We start from the raw sequence: 19429 nt of genomic DNA, 5'->3' as shown, positions 1-19429 counted from the left end.
ACTCCTCGCGACTGCTTGCCCAACTATCCGCCAGGAAGAGGAGAACAATGCCCATCTCCCGTATCGCGATCCGTGCGGGTAAGTCCGAGACGTACAAGAAGGCATTGCTCGACCAGATCTACGAGGCCATGCGGGAGACCGTCCAGATCAAGGACGGCGACCGATTCATGACCATCACGGAGCATGACGAGAGCACGTTCGCCTATGGTGAGTTTCTCGGCATCCAGCGGTCGGCCGACCTGGTGCAGATCCAGATATTCTGGACATCGGGCAAGTCCTCCGAGGCGAAGCTGTCGATGTATCGCACGATCGTCGAGCGGCTCGGGCGCGACCCGGGGGTGCGTCCCGAGGATGTGCTGATTTCGGTGGTGGAGACCGGTGCGGAGAACTGGTCCTTCGGTAACGGGGAAGCTCAACTCTTCAAGGCGCAATGAGCACCTGTCCGCAGCGTCGAGGTCCGGCATCGTCATCCGGAGCTGCCGTACACCTGGCGTTGGAGCTTCCCCATGTTTCCCGCTATTTGGAAGATCTTTTCAAATAGCGGGAAACTGGCATAGTGTCCGGCGCGGGGGGTGTCCGCGATGGAGCTGTTGGAATGGGATGCGCGCACGTATGACACGCTGCCCCTACCGCACAAGCGGTGGGGTGTCGATGTGCGGGCGCGACTGGGCCTGACGGGTACTGAGACTGTTCTCGACCTGGGTTGCGGTACTGGCCGGGACGCGCAGCAGCTACTGGCGCAACTGCCGGGCGGCCGGGTCGTAGCCGTCGACGGCTCGGCCCAGATGCTCGACCAGTTACGCGCCCGGCTCCCCGCCGCCGGTCACCGACTGGTCACCGTCCAAGCCGACCTGCGTGAGCCCCTGTTGCTGGCCGAGCCGGTCGACGCCGCGTGCAGTGTGGCGACCCTGCACTGGCTTCCCGACCACGAGACGGTGTTCCGTTCGGTCAGGAACGCGTTGCGGCCCGGTGGCCGGTTCGTTGCCGAGGCGGGCGGCTACGGCAACGTCTCCGGCTTCCTGGCCACGCTCGGCGAGGTCGTCGACGATGATGGTGCCCGGTTCTGGAACTTCGCCGACGTCGAGGAGACGCGGCAACGGTTACGTGCCGCCGGATTCACCGAGATCGAGGTCGATCTGGTGCCGGATCCCGCTCGACTGGCCCGTGGTGCACAGCTGGAGGCTTACCTGGCGACCGTGGTGCTCGGGGCGCACCTGCGCGAGATGCCGCCGCAGCGACGGCGGGCATTCGTCCACCAGGTCGCCGAGCGGATGCCGGAGCCGCTCATCGACTACGTCAGGCTGCAGATCTCCGCCGTCCGGGCGAGGTAGTCGATGCGGGAGGCCGGGGCGATGATTGCGGCGACAATGGGGGCGGTGTCGACGAGACGCGCCGAGGGGTCCGGCAGCTTGCTGGCCAGACGCACAGCGCCCGGTGGCTACCGGCATCGGGCGGGTCACCGGATCAGGCGCGCTGAGCCGTAGGCTGGGTCAATGCGGTCCGGACGTGCCCTCGTCGGGCTCACCACGCTCCTGACCATCGTGTTCGCCGTTCCCGAGTGGCGGATCGTCGAGGAGCACCCGCTCCCCGCCATACCCCTGCTCCTCGCCAACACCCTGCCGGTGCTGGCGATCCGATGGAACCCCGTCGCCGTCGTACTCGTCTTCGGTGTCACGTACCCGCTCTGGCTCGAAACGCCCTTCGACGGAGCGCACGAGGGCCATATCCTCCAGTCGTTGCCGCTGATGGTCGCCCTCTACGCCGCCGGCGCCTGGCGCCGGCCACTCTGGCTGCGCGCCATGGCCCTCATCACCCCTGTGTGGATGATGGCCGCGGTCGTCGCCGGCCAGTGGCGGGTGAGCGTGACCGACCTGCTCTACGTCGCTGTGGTCTGCGGCGTCGTCTGGGCCCTCGGAGTCGCCATCGACGACCGGCAGCGCTACGCCGAGGACCTGGAGGTCAAGGCCGAGCAGTTGCGGGCGGCGCAGCAGGCGCTCGCCGAGCGCGCCGTCGCCGACGAACGGTCCCGGCTTGCCCGTGAACTGCACGACGTCATCGCCCACGCGATGAGTGTCATCACCGTGCAGGCCGGCGTCGGCGCGCACCTGATCGCCGCCCGCCCGGCGCAGGCCGCCAAGGCGCTCACCATCATCGAGCGGACCGGTCGGGAGGCGCTGTCGGAGATGCGCCGCATGCTGACCGTGCTGCGCGACCCGGCCCGGAGCGACCAGATCGTTCCGGCCCCCGCACCGCAGCCGGGCCTCGCCGACGTACCGTCGCTGGTGGCCGCCGCAGGCGACGCCGGGGTCGCCGTCACCGTCGCGGTCTCCGGACCGCCGGTGCCGCTTCCACCCGGCCTCGACCTGGCCGCCTACCGGGTGATCCAGGAGTCGCTCACCAACGTCATCAAACATGCTCCGGGCGTACGGACCCAGCTCACCATCAGCTACCAACCTGACCGGCTCACGGTAGAGGTCCACGACCCGGGGGCGGCCGATCCGGCATACATTCCCGGCCAGGGCCTGCGGGGGATGGCCGAGCGGGTAGCCCTCTACGACGGTGAGCTGTCGGCCGCTGGCGGACCCGGCGGATTCCGGGTGACCGCGACCTTCCCCTGGAGGTGCCGAGATCCGAGTGCTGATCGCCGATGACCAGGCGCTGCTGCGGGCCGGGTTCCGGGCGCTGCTCGACTCCGATCCGCAGATCGAGGTGGTGGCCGAGCCGGGTCCAAGCGGCAGTGGTCGCCTACGAGGCGGGGCTGGTTCAGACGCCCTTCTCGACAGCCACGACGTGACCGTGCTGAACCGTGGAACGCAGCCGCTCTGGGACGTGCCGGGTGACGGACGTACCGGGATCCAGGGTGGCCGCTGATGGCCTGCGTAGGCGCGGTTGACGCGTGCTTCGGTTCGGGGCAGGGCTGGAAAACTGGTGCGGTTGGGTTGGTTGGTTGGGGCAGGATGTCGGCATGCTCTGGGGCCGACGCGACAGTGCCGTTCGCCCGCCCTCGGTGGCGGGGGAGAGTGAGTTGCTCGGCGCGGTGCGGGTCGCGGTCCACGAGGCGTGCGATGGCCGGTGGGCGGCGTTGCACCGTCTGGTCAAGGTGTTGCTGAAGGTCGATGCCCTGGGCGACGAGGTGGTGGCGCGGTCGGCGTTGGCGTTGGTCGCCGGGCTGCCGGGGCTGGTGGTGCGGCTCGACGGGCACGCGCGGCCGGCGCCGTACGCCCAGTACCAGGAGCCTGCGATGCGGCGCGCCTCGACATGGTTCTCGGGTGTGTCGCCGGGGCCGGTAGCGACGGCCTTGGCGAGCATGCACGGGGACGGACGGATCCGTGAGCGTGCGGTCGCGGCGATGGTGAGTCAGCCGTACACGGAGATGATGCCGTTTCTGGTACTGCGTACCGCCGATTGGGTCAGGCCGGTGCGGGACCGGGCTCGCGCCGGGCTCGCGGTGCTGCTCGCCGACGACCCTGCGGTCTGCCTGCCTGCGGCGTTGCCGATGGCACTGCGCCTTGACGCGCGCCTGCGTGCTGGCTTCGCGGTCACCCAGGTTCAGGCGGCGGTGCTGGCGGTGACGGAGCAGGTGTGGCGCGGTGTCCTCGGCGAGGGCGGTCGTCGGGAGCGGCGGTTCGTCTTCGAGCTCGTTCTGACGCAGGGCCGGCTGCGTGTGCCGGATCTCGTGACCTTTGCCGAGTTGGATCCCGATGTACGGCTGCGGGCGCGGGCGGCAGAGGCGGCGTGTCGTGAGGCGGTGTGGACCCGTCGGCTGGATATCCTGCAGCGTCTGGCGCGGTCGGTCCGGGCCGAGGTGCGGGTGGTGGCGTTGACCGGACTGATCCGCGCCGGCAAGGACGCCGACGTCGTAGGACACCTGGATGATGACGCGCCGCTGGTACGGGCGGTGGCCCGAGACGCGGCCCGCCGCCTCGGTGTCGACGTGCGGACGCGCTATCGGACTGGCGTCGAGGTCGGTGAGCCTGGTTCGGGGGCGATCGCCGGACTCGCCGAGACCGGCTCCGCAGCGGACGCCCCGTTGCTACAGCGACTGCTCGGCCATGAGCGGGCAAGGGTCCGTGCTCAGGCGGTACGTGGTCTGCGACTGCTGGACGCGGTGGTGCCGGGGGAGTTGGCGGCACTGGTGCGGGATCCGTCACCGGCTGTGGTGCGGGAAGTGACCGCAGCGCTGCGCCCGGTGTCCGGCGCGCTGCCGCCGGACCTACCGTGGGAACTGCTTCGGGATGGGCGAGTGGAACTCCGTCGGGCCGGTTACCGGCTCCTGCGCGGTCGGGGTGTCGACGTGGAGCTGCGCGCCGCACTGATACTGGCCGTTGACGCGAACCCGCGCCTGGCTGAGCGGGGCAGGGCCGATGCCACCCGCATCGCCCGTGACGCGGCGCGGACGACGTGGCGCCGGATCCCGCGGCCGGAACTGCAGGTCACCGGTGCGCAACACGCTGAGCTTGTCGCGTTGGCGGCAAGAGCCGCCGCCGCGCTCGACGAGGAGACCAGTCAGCAACTCTCGGGCTGGCTCGCGAGCAGCCATCCCGGCGAATGACGGCCAGTCCTGAGCGCGGTGAGTTGCGCCGTTGACACGCTCATTCGTCCTCCTGCTCGCCGGTCTGCTCGGTGACGACCGTTCCGTTCAGCCGGCCGCGCAGTGGTGCACCGCAACGCCATTGCGTTAGGGCTGTGGCCAACGGGTCAACCCGCTGCTGACCACCGAGGCTTGTAGATCAAGCCACGTCGGGCAGGAGAATCGCGCCGATCTTGCACTTCCTGTCGCCGATTTAAGCGGGAATGTACCCTCACGTCGGGGCAGAAAGTGCAAGATCGCGATGCAGGATCGGTGGACGAACAGCAGTGGGGGATGGCATCACCGGTCGAGCGCGGCGGCCAGGCGCCTCGCCTCGGTGACCAGTCGGCTCGACCCGCCGCGCGCGGCGACCTCGGCCAGCCCGGGCACGTCGATCCGGACGCCTGTCGCGCCCGCCGTCTCCGCCGCCAGGGTCAGCAGGTCCGCGGTGCCGCGCGGGGCCTTCGGTGCCGCCAGCAGCGAAGGCAACGCGGCGGCGACCAGGCGCCAGAGGCTGAGCGGGGCACCGGCGGCGGCCGCGTCGCGCAGCGGCTGCAGGGTGCGGGTCAGCGTGAGGTCACCGACGGCGGCGAGGGTGCCGAGGTGGGCTCCGACCGTGGGAGCGACCAGGTCGCCGGAGGCAGCCAGCATCAGCAGGGCGTCGACGGCCGCGACCCGGTCGGACTCGTGCCGGGCACCCAGGCCGTACGCGAGGGCGAGGTCGACCGCCGGACCGCCGTCGCCGCCGCACTCGGCGAGCAGCGGCAGGATCGCGGCACCACCGGACAGGTCCTGGTCGGCACCGCTGGCGATGTCGGGCAGCGCGTACGCCGCGACCAGTCCCCGATAGCCGGGCAGCACGGCCGGCCAGAGCAGGGCCGCGTCGCCGACGTAGCTGTCGACCGATCTGGCCGGCACGGTGAGCAGGCCGAACGGGTCGCCGACGCCCTCCGGCGGGCTGAGCACCACGTGGGTCCGCTGCCGAGGCAGCTCGTCGTACCCCCAGTCGTAGCCGTGTCGGCGCTCCCGGCGGGGCAGCGTGACCACCCGTTGGTCCGGGGTCGGCAGGCCGCCGGCACGCAGCCATGCGGCGAGCCGGTCACCGGCGGGCGTGCCGAGCGCCGCGGCCCTGGCCGCGAGGGGCTCGTCGACACGCGCGGGAAGCCGCAGCAGGGCCTGCGTCAGGTCCATCTCCCACGCGTCGCGGTGGCCGAGCAGGGCCAGCCGGTCGTACAGCACCTCCGGATCGATGGCACCGTTCGCCATGGTCGGGGCCGCGAGTAGCCCGGGGTGCCGGGGCGGGCCGACGCGGTCACCGATCTCGGCCAGCCGGGCACGCAGCAACCGGTGCGGCGGGGGTACCCGTGGATCGAGGGACGGTCCTCCGCCCGGCGTGCGGCGGCGCATCGCCGTCAGCGCCGCGATCCACCGTCCCCGTCGTCCGCTCGCCTCGACCGGGTCGGCCGCCGCGTGCAGCACCCCGCCGAGGAGACCGCACAGGCAGCACGGAACCCACGAGTGTTCCGCTGCGCCGGCGCGGTGCCGCCACAGCACCGGAGTCAGGGCGTCTTTCAGCCGGGCCCGGTCGCCGCCGGCGAGCCGGACCACCGCGTCGAGGACCCGTTCCAGGCCGGACGCCGTCGTGGGGCCGCCGAGCAGGGAGGCGACCTCCTCCGCCAGCTCGTCCGGGTCGGTGATGGCCGGGGGAGCGGGCAGCGAGCCAGCCGGTGGTGGCAGGTCGTCGCCCACCGCACCGACCACGACCTGCGGGGCGACCACGTGCCCGTGCCGGGCGGCCAGCGTGCCGGCCCGGTCGCGGATGTCCGCCGCCGGGTGGTCGACAGCTGTCGCGATCACCTCGGCGATCTCCGCCGCCCGGTCGGGGTGCCGGCGGGCGAGCTGGTCCAGCCACGCAAGCTGGGTGCGGACCAGCGCCTTGTCGGGCCGGACCAGCACCGCCCGCGACGTGTCGAGCAGCCCCTCGACCTCCACGCCGTCGAGAGCCCGCAACGACTTCTGCGCCATCGACGCCACCGGCCCTGGGGCGTCGGCGAGCAGGCGCAGGTAGTCGCCGCGATGCCCGTCGACCTCGGTGGCGGTGGGCTCCAGCAGGGCGTGCAGGATGACGAACGCGCGCAACGCGGCCGGCCGGTCGCCACGCAACAGCCGGCTCACGCAACCGTCGAGCAGCATCCTCCGATTCAGGCGGCCCTCGCCGGCCAGTCGCGCCAGCGCGCGCGGCAGGGCGAACGTCTCGTCGGTCATGAACTCGTCGAAGGACATCCGCGTCCCGGCGCCGTCCAGCTCGAACAGGCGCGGCACCAGGGCGTCGAGAAACACGTCCGCCCGGAGCCGGTCCACCAGCGGGACCGGTCGCTGCCCCTCCGGCGGCCACGCCATCAGGGCGAGCCACCCCTGCACGAACTGGTCACCGGTGGGTGCCGCCGCCTTCTCGGCGGTGAGCAGCTCGGCGACGAATGCCCAGCCGTCCGTCGGGTCGTCGCGGCGGAGCCGGTCCGCCAGCCGGTGTGCCAGCTCGCCCAGCCAGGGCACCCCGCGCGTCCGCCCGACCTGGGCCACCAGCGCGGCGTCGACACCCCGCAGCGACACGTTCCGCCGACCGAGCAGCTCGGCCGCCGCGGCGGCGCTCGGCAGGCAGCCGACGGCGGCCACCGCCAGGGCACCCGCCTGATCGTTCCACCACCAGTTGTCGCGCCTCCGGCGCACGTGGGCCACCAGCCCACCGGCGAACGACCGCCGCCCCTGCTCGTCGAGGTCGGTGACCGCGTCGACGGCCGCGCGAACGTCGCCCTGGACCAGGAAATCGAACGGATCGCTCACGCCCCGACCTCCACCGAAGCGCCCAGCATCGACGTGGCGAGCGCGTGCTTGCACGGCCCGCGCTGACCGCGGTGCCGCGCCCACCAGGGACAGGAGCAGGTGTACGAGTGGTCCGCCTGGCGGCGCACCCGGTAGACCTCGTCGCCGTGGCGTACGGTCGCCGCCTCGCCGTCCAGGGTGACCGCGCCCGCCTCGACCAGCGCCCGCGCCGCGACCAGGCGAGGATTGTCCCGCTCGGCCCGGCCGGCGTCGTACGGCAGCACCCGGTGGAAGTAGCCCGCCTCGGTCACGTCGAACCCGACCCGTCCGGCGGTGCCCAGGTGGGCGAGGGCGGCCCGGACCCGGTCCGCCGGGATCCCCGCCGAGGCGGCCAACGCGTGGACATCGATCGTCGGGTCCCAGGACAGTAGTGCGGCGACCAGCGCGGCGTCGTCGGCGACGTCGTCCGTGGCGAGCGCGCTCAGCGCGCCGCCCTCGCCGGAGAAGCCCCGGTAGGGCTCCGGCGAGAGGGTCAGCGACAGCCGCAGCGCGCCGGTGTCGAGCTGCCACACACTCGGCAACGGCGGCGACCCGGCCGCCGCCGGTGGCCCGTACACCCGCAGGCTCTTCGCGTACCTGAGCAGCCCCCGCAGCGTGGCGAGCCGTCCGGCGCCGGCCAGGCACACCGCGCCGGGCACCGGTCGTGAGGTCAGCCGCAGCGAGCGTCCGGCCGGCACCACCCAGAGCACCGACCGGTCGTTGCCCGCCGGCAGCCGGCGCAAGAAGGCGGACGCCTCCGCCGCGGGAATCTCCGCCCGCGGTTGCATGGCCGCGGCGATCAGGTGGACCTCGGCGAACCCGCGCAGCCAACGTCCGGGCAGCGGCACCTTCTTCTCCACCACCTCCCCGTCGAGGGTGGACACCGTCAGGTCGTCCGGACCCACCGACAGGTGCAGCGGGTCGATGCCGCCCACCCGGGCCAGCGACTCCCGCAGCGGAGCGTTCACGTCGACGTTCGTGGTGCCGTGCTCGACGATGTCGCCGTCGAACCCGGCCGGCACGACGTCCAGCCGCGCGTACACCCCGCAGCAGCCGGAGAACGACTCGAAGCGCATCCGGTCCCGGCTGCCGGTGACCACGGGATCGAGGCTCGCCGGGCTGACCGGCTGGTGGTACCGGGTCCGGGCAACTTCCGCGACCGCCAGGAGCCCGGCGGCCGCCGCCTGCGGGGTCGTCAGATAACCCGAGAAGAACCGCGGGTTGACGGCGGGTCCGCCGCTGGTCTGCAGCGCCAGTTCACCGCTGTGCAGTGTGGACGGTCGGAGGTAGCGGTAGGCCTGGAGGGCGTTCACGACTGTAGAACGTACGACCGACCCCCGACATCCGGTGCGGAAGGTCAGTCCGTCAGCCGCACGGCCGGTATGGTCGGGTCGTGTCTGCGTTGGCCGGTGTGCCCCGTCCTGTCGTGGCGCTCGTCGCGGTGCTTGGCGCTGCCGCCTGTGACGGTGCCCCGCCGCCGGTGGCGGTGCCGACCACGGGTGCGACCACGGCCAGCGCCGCCGCCGGCACGCCCACGGCCTCGGCCGGCCCTGTCTTCCGCGCCCAGGATCTGGACCTGTGCAAGCGTACTGATCTTCGGCCGTTGGCAGAGCTGTCCCTGACGGTTGCCCGCACCGATCCGAAGCCACCGCTGGGGCACCCGGGGGCGGCGTGTCTGTTCGAGCTGCGGACCAGGACCGGCCATCAGGCGAACCTGCGGGTGGAGGCGTCCACGCTGGTCAGCGCGGCGGAGGCTGGGCGGCTCTACCGGGCGACGCAGCAGGTGACGGTCATGACCCCGGCCGGCGGCATCCCGGGTCTGGGCGATGAGGCCGAAGCCTTTACCAGGCGCTCTGATCCGGGCTTCAAGTACGCCGAGTACATGGTCCACGCCCGCACCGGCAACCTGGTGGTGAAGGTCTGGTTTTCCGTCGGGGGTGCTTCGTACGCCGCGACCGAAACGCTCAGGTCGAAGGCGCTGACGTTCCTCCGGGCGACGCAGGCGGCCGTACCCATCGTGTGACGCAGCCGTCGATCCTCCGGCCGGCGGCCTCCGGCCGGGCGTCGGCCGGCCGGCCGGCACATGATACTGAGCGGATGCGCGAAGACGACGTGTTGCGGGGTATCGCCGCTCGCGTGGCAGCTCGCGACTACAGCGATGACGTGTTGATCCGCCCCGGCGACCTGGACGCGAACGGCAACTGGCTGCTGAGCCCCGTGCCCGAGGGCACCCGGTGGCTGGTGGTACGCGGGTCGCAGGAGCATCTCGCGGCGCTGGCGGCGGACGTTGTCGACCCGTTGCCGCCGCTCGAACCGGCCTCGGTGCCGGCCGTGGACGACGCCGAACGGGTGCTGGGACATCCGCTGCCACCGCTGCTTCGACGCATCTACCTGGAGGTCGCCAACGGCGGCTTCGGCCCGGTGCTGGGCGTTGCTGGTGGTTGCACGGACGATCTCGGTCGTACCACGGCAGCCTCGAACAGCCGCACCTCGAATCGGATCGGACGTGAGCGTCGTGGCCCGGGTTGAGCGCTGACGCAACTCCCCCGGCGGCCGGCTCGTTGGTGCACCAGGGGCGGACGGAGGCAGACGATGGCGGCGGTGCGGGGTGCCGACCTGCTGCGTCCGCCCACCAGTTCGGGCCGCGCGACGTTCCTGGAGCTGTTCTTCGATCTGGCCTTCGTCGTGGCCCTCACCCGGGTCTCCCAACGATTCGCCAGCCTGAGCGATGACACCGGCTGGGCGCTCGTCAGCGGGTTCGGACGTACTCTGCTGCTCTTTCTCGCGCTCTGGCTGATCTGGTCGCACACGGCGTGGATCACCAGTCGCTACGAACCGGAGCGGCCGATCATTCAGGCCGTCGTGGTCGGCACCATGTTCGCTGGCCTGATCATGGCGGTGACGCTGTCCCGCGCCACGGAGGAGCGAGCGCTGGCGTTCGCGGCCGCGTACCTGATGGTGATGGTGGTGCGGCCGCTGGTGGTCGCCGCCGCGCTGCGGGGTCACCCGCGACGGCTCGTGCCGTTCCGGCTCGCCGTGTGGGCATCGGCGACCGCGCCGCTGTGGCTGGCCGGCGCGTTGGGTCCGGACCGACTGCGACTGCCGCTGTGGGCTGCCGCGCTCGCGATCGACTACGTCGCCTGGGCTCTGGGCTGGCCGCTGCCGTGGCTCGGGGCGTCGAAGGTGGGTCGCTGGCGGATCGCGGGCACCCATCTCGCCGACCGTTACCAGCAGGTGTTTCTCATCGCACTCGGTGAGTCTGTGCTGGTCATCGGCGTGGTTTTCGGCGGCACGGACTATTCCGGCGGGCGGGCCGCCGCCTTCACGGTCACGTTCGCCACCAGCGCGCTGCTCTGGCGGATCTACTTCCACCGCGCCGGTCTGCTGCTGACCGACACGTTGGATCGGGCGGACATGCCCGGCCGGCTGGGTGCGTTGTTGGAACGGACACATCTGCTGATCGTGTTCAGCGTGCTCGTCACGGCAGTCGGCTACGAGTTGGTGATCGACCAGCCGTTCGGGCAGCCGCGGCCCAGTTGGCTCCTGTTCGTGGTCGGCGGTCCGATGCTCTTCCTCGTCGCCCGCATGCGGCTGGAGTACGAGATCTTTGGCCGGGTCTCCCGTTCCCACGCCATCGGATTCGTGGCTCTGCTGCTGTCCACGCCGGCGTTGGCCCGCTGGTCACCGATGGTCGGGCTGAGCGTGGTGGCCGGAGTGCTGACCCTGGTCGCGCTGCTCGACACGCTGCGAAGCTGGGGACAGCCGCTGGAGGTGCCCGCTCCGCCGATCGGGCGGGAGACGACCGACGTTCGCGACTCCGAGGCGTGACCGCACGGGCGCACGCAGGACGAGGTGAGCGCCGGCCGGGTCGCGATGGTCTGGTCGAGGGCATGTCGCCGGTGACCATCGCGACGCGGCCGTCGCGGCGCAGAGGTGTCCGGGATCGTTGCTACAGGCCCAGGCTGCGCAGGGTCGGTACGGTCTGGCCCACCCAGGCGAGGGCGGCGTCCTCGCGGGCACCCTGGGTGCGTTGTGTGCCGGCCAGGAACCACAGGAAGTAGGTGGTGTAGCCGGGTGCGCTGACCACGGTGTGATAGCCCTCGGGCATCATCTGCATCACGTGGTCGCGGATGGTGACGTTCTCCTCGTACCCCTCGTCGGTGTAGACCCGGCTGATACCGAATCCGTCCGCCGGGTTGACGCGGTAGTAGTACATCTCCTCGTGTGCGGCCTCGGCGGGCAGGTCGTCGACCTTGTGCCGGTGTGGCGGGTAGGTGCTCCAGTTGCCCGAGGGCGTGTAGGTCTCGCCGACGATGAGCCGGCGGGCGGGCAGCTCCGGTTGGGCGATCTCGGTGAGGATCTGGTGATAGTTGCGGCCGAAGTTGGCCGCTCCCCAACGGCCGGTCGCGACCTGCTCCGGCGCGATGACATAGGGGTCGGTGGCCAGGTCGCTGGGGGCGCTGGGCAGTGCGATCTCCACGTCGGTGACGGCCTCGACGGTGATCGAGGAGCCGGCCGGGAGGTAGACCGAGTGCGGCTTGCCGGAGAACACGTCCGCACGACTGCCGACCTGTGGGAAGTGGTGGCCCGCGACGGTGAAGTTGGCGGTGCCACCGAGGATGACCGCCAGGATCTCCCGGTCACCGGACTCGCCGGTCCAGGACTCGCCGGCCGACAGCCGCAGCAGGGTGAAGTCCAGCAGCTGACAGGGATTGACGGGCAGCGTGTTCCGGCCCTCGGCGGCGGGAATGGTGCAGTGGTAGCGGTAGTTCATGGTCACCTTTCGGGATGCGGGGCGGTGCGGGTCGGTCGCGGTGGTCACCAGGGGCTGGCCCAGCCGGGGATCGTGGCGCGGGTGAGGGCTTCCAGGTAGAAGTAGTCGCCCCACAGGGTTCCCTCGTCGACGCCGACGTCCTTGGGCTTGTCGTAGACGCCGTGCAGGAGCAGCGCGTTCGAGCCCGGCTGGCCGCCGGTGGAGTAGTGGTCGATGAGTGAGCGCAGGATCTCGGCGGCGGCCGCCCGGTACCGGCCGGCGCTGGCCGGATCGGTGAGGTTGTCGGCGAGTTCGAGCAGGCCGCAGACGGCGATGGCCGCGGCCGAGCTGTCCCGCTCCTGGCCGCTGCCGTCGCCGAACTCCAGGTCCCAGTACGCGACGTGGTCGTCGGGCAGGTGGGCGAGGAAGTGGTCGGCGCAGGTTATCGCGGCGGCGAGCAGCGCGGGATCGCCGAGGTGCCGGTGGTTGAGGCTGAACCCGTAGATGCCCCAGGCCTGCCCGCGAGCCCAGCAGGAGTGGTCGGCGTGGCCCTGCTCGGTCTCGCCGCGCAGCGGGGCGCCGCTGTCGGTGTCCCAGTAGAAGGTGTGGAAGGTGGTGCCGTCCGGACGCACGATGTGCTGGCGCAGTTGCGTGGTGTGCCGGCGGGCCGCGGCGGCGTAGCGGTCGTCGCCGGTGGTCTGGCTGGCCCAGAAGAGCAGCGGTGTGTTCATGAGGCTGTCGATGATGGTGCGGCCCCGTTGGCGGGGGTCGTTGAGGTCGCCCCAGGCCTGGATGATTCCGGCGGGCTCGAGGACGCGCGTCATCAGGTGGTCGGCGGCGGCGAGAGCCGCGCCGCGGGCCCGCGAATCGTTGGTACGACGGGCCGGGGTGACGCAGGACAGGGTGTAGAGGAACCCGAGGTCGTGGGTGTCCAGGTCGATGCCGCGGTCCACCCGATCCGCGAAGCTGTCCACGTGCGACAGCGCGGCCCGCAGGTGGCGGTCGTCACCGGTCAGGTCGTGCGCCAGCCAGAGCTGCCCGGGCCAGAAGCTGGTGGTCCAGCCGACGTTGGCACCCTCGGGTTGGCCGGCGCTCGCCGGCCGCAGCGGGTAGCGGTTGGCGTCGGTGGTGTCCGCGGGGTACCGGTCGCCGAAGGTGGCGATGTTCGCGTCGACGGTGCGGATCGCGGCGGCCACCGCGGCCGCCGTGGCCTCTGCGTCGGAGCTGGGACGGACGTCGGTCGCCGTCATGGATGCTGTTCTCCCTCGTGGATCCGGTCCGGTGCCGGGCAGGCGTGCCAGCGGCGTCCCGGCCCAGTGGCAGGATCGTGGTGGTCAGATGCGTTGGGGTTCGACGGTCGGTGGGTCGAGGGCGGCGCGCAGGGTGAAGCGACTGTTGGCCCAGACGACGTAGAGCAGCGGCGCGGCGGCGAGGCCGAGCGCGATCGCGGGGCGGGCCGCCAGAAGCTGGGCGAGCAGCACGAGCACGAGCAGGGACACGGCGGTGAGGTACCACCGACGCACCGCCAGATACACGCAGGTGCGGGCCACCTCGCGTAACCGCGCGGTGGGCCGGTCGGCGAGGGTCACCAACCCGAGCAGCGCGGTCGCGACGGTGAGGACGATCAGGGTCGCCAGCACCGGCAGGGCAAGTGCTCCGACCCGGTGGCCCCACGCGGCGCGGGCGTCGACGGCGAGCACCACCAGGGCAGTCATGGCCGCCGCCGTCCACAGCATCGCCGGCCGGGCGGTGGCTCGCCAGGCGCGGCCGTAGGTGCGCAGCACACCGCCGGTGTCGCCGGCCGAGTAGGCGGACATGACCGCGAAGGCCGCACAGAGCCCGGGCGCGCAGAGCGGAGCGGTCAGCGCGTACAGCGGCCAGGACCGCGCCGCGTCGGTGGTGAACACGAGCGTCACCAGTGGCAGGCAACCGAGCACCAGCAGCACGTTGGTGGCGAGCGCGGCGTAGATCCCGTCGAAGACGGCGGAAATGCTGTGGTGGCGCGAACGCACGGGCCTCAACCCTTCAGTCCGGTCGAGGCGACGCCCTCGATGAAGTAGCGCTGGCCGAGCAGGAAGATGACAGCGACGGGCAGCACGGACAGCACCGAGCCCGTCATGATCAGCGCGTACTCGGCGTTGTACTGGGTGATGAAGGTGTTCAGCCCCAACTGGATGGTGCGCAGTTCCGGACTGCGCAGGTAGACGAGCGGCCCGAGGTAGTCGTTCCAGGTGGTCGTGAACGTCAGCAGGGCCAGGCTGGCAAGCGCCGGCCGGGACAACGGCAGGATGATCCGTCGGTAGATGCCGTACTCGCTGAGCCCGTCGACCCGCGCCGCCTCGCTGAGTTCCTCGGGGATCGTCTCGTAGAACTGCTTCATCAGGAACACGCCGATCGCGCCGAACGCCTGAATCGCGACGATCGACCACAGCGTGTTCGACAGGTGCAGCTTCGACATGAGGATGAACTGCGGGATCATGTACGACTGCCAGGGCACCGCGATCGTCCCGACGTACGCCAGGAAGAGCAGGTTGCGGCCGGGGAAGCGGACCCGGGCGAAGCCGTAGGCCGCGAAGCTGCCGGTGAACACCTGCAGGAAGGTGACGATCACCGACAGCAGCAGGGTGTTCCACAGCCACGTCGTCATGTCCGAGCGCTGCCAGATGTCGACGTAGTTTCGCCACACCACGGGATCGGGGAGCCAGGTGATCGGGATGGTGAAGACGTCGTTGTTGGTCTTCAACGACGCCACCACCATCCAGAAGAACGGCAGCAGCAGCCCGGCCGCCGCGAGCACGAGAGCGGCGTACCCGAGGAGCCGCCCGCCCCGGGACCGGACCGGTCGGCGGGGCGCGCCGCCATCGCCGGGCGCGGCGACGGCCGGGGTGGACAGGGAGAGGTCGGTCGCGGTCATCAGCTGTTCCTCCGCTTGTTGACCATGAACTGGATGACCGTGATGCCGAAGCAGATGGCGAACAGGACGATGGAGACCGCCGAGGCGTAGCCGAACTGGTTCTCCTCGAAGCCCTTCTGGTAGATGTACTGCGAGAGCACGAGTGTCGACTGGCCCGGTCCGCCGCCGGTCATCACGAGGATGAGGTCGAAGACCTTGAAGCTTTCGATGGTGAGCAGCACCGTGACGAAGAAGGTCGTGGTCCGTAACCCGGGGAGGGTCACGTGCACGAACCGCTGCCACGCTGAGGCGCCGTCGGTCTCGGCCGCCTCGTAGAGCTGGGCCGGGATGGTCTGCAGGCCGGCCAGGAACAGCAGCATGTAGTAGCCCATGTACCGCCAGGTGCCGACGATGATGACCGCCGGCATCGACCAGGTCGCCGACGCGGTCCAGCCCGGCGGATCGTCCACCCCGACGGCACCGAGAAGAGCGTTGATCGGGCCGTACTCCGGGCTGAACAGCTGGTTCCAGACGACCGCGATCGCCACGATCGAGGTGATGTAGGGGAAGAAGGCGATGGTACGGAAGAACCGCACGCCGCGCAGTTTGCGGTTGAGTAGCAGCGCCAGCCCGAGTGCTGCCGCGAGGGTCAGCGGAATGTGGAAGACCGCGTAGTAGACGGTGTTGCGCAGTGCGGTCCAGAAGCTGGAGTCGTCCCACATCCGCCGGAAGTTGGCGGTGCCGGTCCACTCGGCCACTCCGAAGACGTTCCAGTTGGTGAACGCCACGTAGAACAGCACGACGACGGGCAGCAGGGTGAGCAGGGCGAAGCCGAGGAAGTTGGGAAGGATGAACGACCAGCCGGCGACCGTGTTACGCGACACCAGCCGCCGGTTCCTGGGTCTCGTGCGCGGCAATGTTGCCATAGGGAGTCTCCGGGAGCGTTCGGCCTGGGGGCGGGACCGGCGTGCGGCTCAGGCGCGCCGGTCCCGCCATCAGCTCACTGGTTGAGGACTTCGTTCTTGGCGCGGTCCTGCGCCTTGTTCAGCTCCGCGTCGACGCCCTTGCTGTCGGAGAGGATCGCCGAGTGCGTCTCGTTGAGGAGGTTCTGCAGACCGGCGGTGTGCTTCGACACCGGGTTCTCCGGCTTGATGGTGTGCTTGGCGTAGGCGAACTTCGACAGCTCGTCCTGCGGTACGCCGTCCAGCCCGAACAGCGTCGCGGTGACCGCGTCGGTGACCTGGGCCGGGGTGATGCCGATCCCGGTCAGCGCCTTGCCGGCGTCCGGGCCGGCCGCGTACTTGAGGAAGTCCTTGGCCGCGGCGGTCTTGGACTTGCTGATCTTCGGGTTGATCCCCAGGCCGGTCGGGTCACCGAAGGTGACAGGCGTGGCGGAGGTACCGGTGGTGGACTTGTCGAACTGCGGCGCCGGCGCGATGCCCCACTGGAACTTGTCGGCGTCACCGCTCTTGCGCTGGTTGAGCAGCGTGGCCACGTACCAGGTGCCCATCAGCAGCATCGCCGACTGCTGCTTGCCGAACTGCGCCTGGTAGGTGAGCTTGTTGGTCTTCGCCGTGCCGAAGGTCGGCTGCGCGCCGGCCGCCTGCAGGTCCAGTGACTTCTCGTAGTACGGCTTCAGGAAGCCGAAGTTCCCGGAGAGCAGGTCCGCGTTGGGGGTCTGCGCGAGCGCGAATCCCTGCACCGTCGACTGGAAGGTGTGCTGGTACGCGCCGGTCGCGTTCGAGCCGGCCCCCTTCAGCCCGGTGTGCAGTCGCTTCGCCGCGTCGGTGTAGTCGTCCCAGGTCCAACTACCGTCCGGGGGCGTCACCTTCGCCTTCGCGAACAGGTCCTTGTTGTAGAAGAGCACCCACGAGTCCTGCCGGTACGGCACCGCGTACGCCTTGCCGTCCACCTGGTACGACGCGAGCCCCGGGATCGAGGCGAGACCGGAGGCGGCGTCGGAGACGTCGAGCAGCTGACCACCGCTCTGGTACGTGTAGAAGTTCTTGAGGTTCTTCATGACGTAGACGTCCGGGGCGGTGCCGGCGGCCAGGTCGGTGATCATCTGGGTGTCGTAGTCGTTGCCCGGGGCGTACTCCTTGAGCTCCACCGTCACGTTCGGGTGGGTCGCCTTGAAGCCGTCGGCGAGCGTCTTGAACTCGGGCGTGGAAGCCAGGCTCCAGCCGGCCAGGGTGATCGTCACAGGGGCGTTGGGGTCGACTGGCTCGTCTCCGCCCCCACAGCCGGTGAGTACGAGCGTCAGGGCCGTCGCAGCGCTGATGACGGCCGGTATCGCACGCTTCATCCCTTTCTCCTTCAGGTCAAGGGCCCGGATGGGCCCGCACTGCTACCAGGCCGCTTGGGTGGGCCTGGGATGTTCCGTGTCCAGACGGGTCGACGTGCTGATCCCGTCGGGCCAGTCGACCGCCAGGTGGAGGCCGTGGCCGTCCTCGTCGACCACGGCCTGGCATGCCTGCCCGGCCGTGGCCGCCGGCACCCTGGACAACTCGGTGAAGGTGGCGACCCATGCGCCCGGCCGGACGGGGTGGTCCAGCCAGGGCACGACCAGCCCGCCGGCCAGGGGTCCGCCCCGCGGGACGGCGGTGGCGCCGGCCGTCCCGCCGCCCTGCACGCTGGCGAGCAAGCTGGTCAGGCCGGCGCCGGTCACGACCGCCGCCCGGTCGCTGACGGTCGCCGTGGCGTCCCCGGAAACGGCCCAGCCACCGATCCGCAGCCACAGCGTGGCCGCCTCGACGCCGTCGGCGAGGCCGTCAACGCGGGTCAGGCGCAGCTCCCACGGGCCTCGGACCAGCGAGTACACCGTGAGGTGCCCGGCCGGTCGGTGACGGCCCACGTGGCCGCCGCCGTGATCGCGCTGACCCGGATCCGGGTCGACCCAGTGGGCGAGGGCACGTGACCCGGCCACACCCACCCCGTCGGTGTCGACGTGGACGGTCAGCAGGCGCATGCCGGCGCGGTGGGTGACCCGACCCGCGTCGTCGACGAGAGTGACGGACTGGTCGAGCGGGTTGGCCCAGCCGCTGTCGTCGAGGACGGGAGTGGTGGCGGTGGAGTAGCCCAGTCGGGCGTAGAGGGGGGAGTCCGAGACGGTGGCACCCTCGACGGCGTGGTCGGTGCCGTGATTGACGACGCGGACGATGCCGTCGGCGCGGGTGCTGGAGACCAGCCAACCGGGCGCGTGTATCGCCCGGACCGCGTCGCGCTCCTGCACCGGCAGCGGCTCCTCGGGAGCCGTCCACACCGGATGGTCCGCGGGTAGCGCGATGCCGAGCAGGCCCTTGCTGGCCCAGTACGGCGAACCCGGCCCGGAGTACGACTGCGCCAGTCGCGGCCACGGCCCGTGCCAGCCGAGGGTGAGTAGGCCGCGTTCGTCCAGGGCGTCGTTGGCGACGAAGTGGCGCACGATGCGGGTGGCCGCGCCGCGCAACCGGCCGAGGCTGACCGAGGGCACACCGGCGATGGCGCCGACCCAGAACGGCGCCGCCGCGGCGAAGCGGTAGATCAGGCTCCGCCCCTGGATCAACGGAGACCCGTCGGCGCCCACGAGCGCGATCGCGTCGCTCAGGAAGCGGTCGAGGCCGGCCAGGTCCCGTTCGCGGCGCTGCTCGGCCAGGTCGGCGGCGCCGGCCATCCGAGACCACAGCGTCGGGTAGAGGTGCAGGGCCCAGCCCACGTAGTGGTCGTAGGCGCGGTCCGGCCCGTCGGACATCCAGCCGTCGCCGCGGACAAAGCCGTCGTGCGTGGTCAGGTCCTCGTTCATCTCGTCGAGTGAGTGCGGCCCGCCCACCGATCGCAGGAACGTCTGGACGACCAGCCGGAACCAGACCCAGTTGATCCGGGGGTACGTGTCGTCGCCGACCGCCGGGCGCAGATAGTCCACCACCCGCCCCCGCACCGCCGACGGCAGCCGGTCCCAGATCCACGGGCGGGTCAGGTCCAGGACCAGCGCGATGGAGGCCGCCTCCACCTTGGCCTGGGGGTGCTCGTCCAGGCGTACCCAGCGGTCCGGAGAGCGCGGGTCGGTGCCAGCGGTGATGCCGGCCGTGTACCGGTCCACGAGGTCGTCCACGCCCACTGCCTGGGCGCCGGCGATGCGGAAGCCGGCCAGCAGGAAGGTGCGGGCGAAGCCCTCCAGGCCGTCGACGGCCTGTCCGTAACCGCCCGCCGGCCCGGGAAACGTGACGAGGGCGTGCCCGGGCGACGCGAACGGACGGGCGGCGGCCAGCATCCGGTCGGCGAGGGCCAACCAGTCGTCCCGGCTCCAGGTCGCGGCGGTGCTGGCATCCAGGTCTGTCCCCGGTGCCGGCCAGCCGGCCGTCCCGAACGTCATCCG

General features: G+C 71.1%; 16 protein-coding genes and 1 pseudogene. 8 read left to right on the top strand and 9 right to left on the bottom strand.

Features of this window, described 5'->3' with window-relative positions; translation table 11 throughout:
- The first annotated feature begins 47 nt into the window (after positions 1 to 47).
- The 5 genes and pseudogenes from ACFYPM_RS11135 (at position 48) to ACFYPM_RS11115 (ending at position 4552) form a co-directional block, all read left to right on the top strand.
- Positions 48 to 434, top strand: coding sequence for a tautomerase family protein (locus ACFYPM_RS11135; protein ID WP_387194104.1), 387 nt, complete (start codon positions 48 to 50; stop codon positions 432 to 434).
- 147 nt (positions 435 to 581) lie between these two features.
- On the top strand, positions 582 to 1331 hold the full coding sequence (locus ACFYPM_RS11130; RefSeq protein WP_387194101.1) for a class I SAM-dependent methyltransferase: 750 nt from the start codon (positions 582 to 584) through the stop codon (positions 1329 to 1331).
- Positions 1332 to 1493: 162 nt separating this feature from the next.
- Positions 1494 to 2651: a sensor histidine kinase gene (locus ACFYPM_RS11125; RefSeq protein ID WP_387194098.1), complete on the top strand. Its 1158-nt coding sequence runs from the start codon at positions 1494 to 1496 to the stop codon at positions 2649 to 2651.
- Positions 2629 to 2721, top strand: a pseudogene (locus ACFYPM_RS11120) (DNA-binding response regulator); the annotation flags it as partial. The gene ACFYPM_RS11125 and the pseudogene ACFYPM_RS11120, both read left to right, overlap by 23 nt.
- Positions 2722 to 2965: 244 nt before the next feature.
- Complete coding sequence (locus ACFYPM_RS11115) at positions 2966 to 4552, top strand: hypothetical protein (protein WP_387194096.1); 1587 nt, start codon at positions 2966 to 2968, stop codon at positions 4550 to 4552.
- Positions 4553 to 4870: 318 nt separating this feature from the next.
- On the opposite strand, the gene ACFYPM_RS11110 is transcribed toward ACFYPM_RS11115, so the two are convergent.
- Positions 4871 to 7411, bottom strand: coding sequence for a DUF6493 family protein (locus ACFYPM_RS11110; RefSeq protein ID WP_387194093.1), 2541 nt, complete (start codon positions 7409 to 7411; stop codon positions 4871 to 4873).
- Positions 7408 to 8742, bottom strand: a complete 1335-nt coding sequence (locus ACFYPM_RS11105; RefSeq protein ID WP_387194090.1) for an SWIM zinc finger family protein — start codon at positions 8740 to 8742, stop codon at positions 7408 to 7410. Before ACFYPM_RS11105 ends, ACFYPM_RS11110 begins: the two co-directional genes overlap by 4 nt.
- 167 nt (positions 8743 to 8909) lie before the next feature.
- On the opposite strand from ACFYPM_RS11105, the gene ACFYPM_RS11100 reads away from it, so the two are divergent.
- From ACFYPM_RS11100 to ACFYPM_RS11090, 3 genes are all read left to right on the top strand, one after another.
- Positions 8910 to 9452: a hypothetical protein gene (locus ACFYPM_RS11100; protein WP_387194087.1), complete on the top strand. Its 543-nt coding sequence runs from the start codon at positions 8910 to 8912 to the stop codon at positions 9450 to 9452.
- 74 nt (positions 9453 to 9526) lie between these two features.
- A complete protein-coding gene (locus ACFYPM_RS11095) occupies positions 9527 to 9958 on the top strand; it encodes a hypothetical protein (RefSeq protein WP_387194084.1) in 432 nt (143 codons plus the stop codon).
- Between the two features lie 63 nt (positions 9959 to 10021).
- On the top strand, positions 10022 to 11257 hold the full coding sequence (locus ACFYPM_RS11090; protein WP_387194081.1) for a low temperature requirement protein A: 1236 nt from the start codon (positions 10022 to 10024) through the stop codon (positions 11255 to 11257).
- Positions 11258 to 11378: 121 nt separating this feature from the next.
- Here the strand turns inward: ACFYPM_RS11090 and iolB are convergent, their stop codons facing one another.
- From iolB to ACFYPM_RS11055, 7 genes are all read right to left on the bottom strand, one after another.
- The gene (gene iolB, locus ACFYPM_RS11085) at positions 11379 to 12203 is read right to left on the bottom strand and encodes a 5-deoxy-glucuronate isomerase (RefSeq protein WP_387194442.1); all 825 of its coding nucleotides are present in this window, start codon (positions 12201 to 12203) and stop codon (positions 11379 to 11381) included.
- Positions 12204 to 12247: 44 nt separating this feature from the next.
- Positions 12248 to 13432 carry a glycoside hydrolase family 88 protein gene (locus ACFYPM_RS11080; RefSeq protein ID WP_387194078.1) on the bottom strand — a complete coding sequence of 395 codons (1185 nt, stop codon included), beginning with the start codon at positions 13430 to 13432 and terminating at the stop codon, positions 12248 to 12250.
- 84 nt (positions 13433 to 13516) lie between these two features.
- Positions 13517 to 14194, bottom strand: coding sequence for a hypothetical protein (locus ACFYPM_RS11075; protein WP_387194075.1), 678 nt, complete (start codon positions 14192 to 14194; stop codon positions 13517 to 13519).
- Between the two features lie 5 nt (positions 14195 to 14199).
- Complete coding sequence (locus ACFYPM_RS11070; protein WP_387194072.1) at positions 14200 to 15096, bottom strand: carbohydrate ABC transporter permease; 897 nt, start codon at positions 15094 to 15096, stop codon at positions 14200 to 14202.
- Positions 15096 to 15959 (bottom strand): carbohydrate ABC transporter permease, encoded by an 864-nt coding sequence (locus tag ACFYPM_RS11065; protein ID WP_387194070.1) that lies wholly within the window; start codon positions 15957 to 15959, stop codon positions 15096 to 15098. The genes ACFYPM_RS11070 and ACFYPM_RS11065 overlap by 1 nt, the downstream gene beginning before the upstream one ends.
- A 116-nt stretch (positions 15960 to 16075) precedes the next feature.
- Positions 16076 to 17380, bottom strand: coding sequence for an ABC transporter substrate-binding protein (locus ACFYPM_RS11060; RefSeq protein ID WP_387194067.1), 1305 nt, complete (start codon positions 17378 to 17380; stop codon positions 16076 to 16078).
- A gap of 42 nt (positions 17381 to 17422) precedes the next feature.
- Positions 17423 to 19426, bottom strand: a complete 2004-nt coding sequence (locus tag ACFYPM_RS11055) for a DUF2264 domain-containing protein (RefSeq protein WP_387194065.1) — start codon at positions 19424 to 19426, stop codon at positions 17423 to 17425.
- Positions 19427 to 19429: the final 3 nt, after the last annotated feature.

It is taken from the genome of Micromonospora sp. NPDC005203, from assembly GCF_042872705.1.
Lineage (GTDB): Bacteria > Actinomycetota > Actinomycetes > Mycobacteriales > Micromonosporaceae > Micromonospora.
This window is presented reverse-complemented; position numbering and strand designations above follow the sequence as displayed.

Coding starts and splice junctions, on each gene's coding strand:
- ACFYPM_RS11135 (WP_387194104.1), top strand. CDS start 48: ATGCCCATCTCCCGTATCGCGATCCGTGCGGGTAAGTCCGAGACGTAC.
- ACFYPM_RS11130 (WP_387194101.1), top strand. CDS start 582: ATGGAGCTGTTGGAATGGGATGCGCGCACGTATGACACGCTGCCCCTA.
- ACFYPM_RS11125 (WP_387194098.1), top strand. CDS start 1,494: ATGCGGTCCGGACGTGCCCTCGTCGGGCTCACCACGCTCCTGACCATC.
- ACFYPM_RS11115 (WP_387194096.1), top strand. CDS start 2,966: ATGCTCTGGGGCCGACGCGACAGTGCCGTTCGCCCGCCCTCGGTGGCG.
- ACFYPM_RS11095 (WP_387194084.1), top strand. CDS start 9,527: ATGCGCGAAGACGACGTGTTGCGGGGTATCGCCGCTCGCGTGGCAGCT.
- ACFYPM_RS11090 (WP_387194081.1), top strand. CDS start 10,022: ATGGCGGCGGTGCGGGGTGCCGACCTGCTGCGTCCGCCCACCAGTTCG.
- iolB (WP_387194442.1), bottom strand. CDS start 12,203: ATGAACTACCGCTACCACTGCACCATTCCCGCCGCCGAGGGCCGGAAC.
- ACFYPM_RS11080 (WP_387194078.1), bottom strand. CDS start 13,432: ATGACGGCGACCGACGTCCGTCCCAGCTCCGACGCAGAGGCCACGGCG.
- ACFYPM_RS11070 (WP_387194072.1), bottom strand. CDS start 15,096: ATGACCGCGACCGACCTCTCCCTGTCCACCCCGGCCGTCGCCGCGCCC.
- ACFYPM_RS11060 (WP_387194067.1), bottom strand. CDS start 17,380: ATGAAGCGTGCGATACCGGCCGTCATCAGCGCTGCGACGGCCCTGACG.
- ACFYPM_RS11055 (WP_387194065.1), bottom strand. CDS start 19,426: ATGACGTTCGGGACGGCCGGCTGGCCGGCACCGGGGACAGACCTGGAT.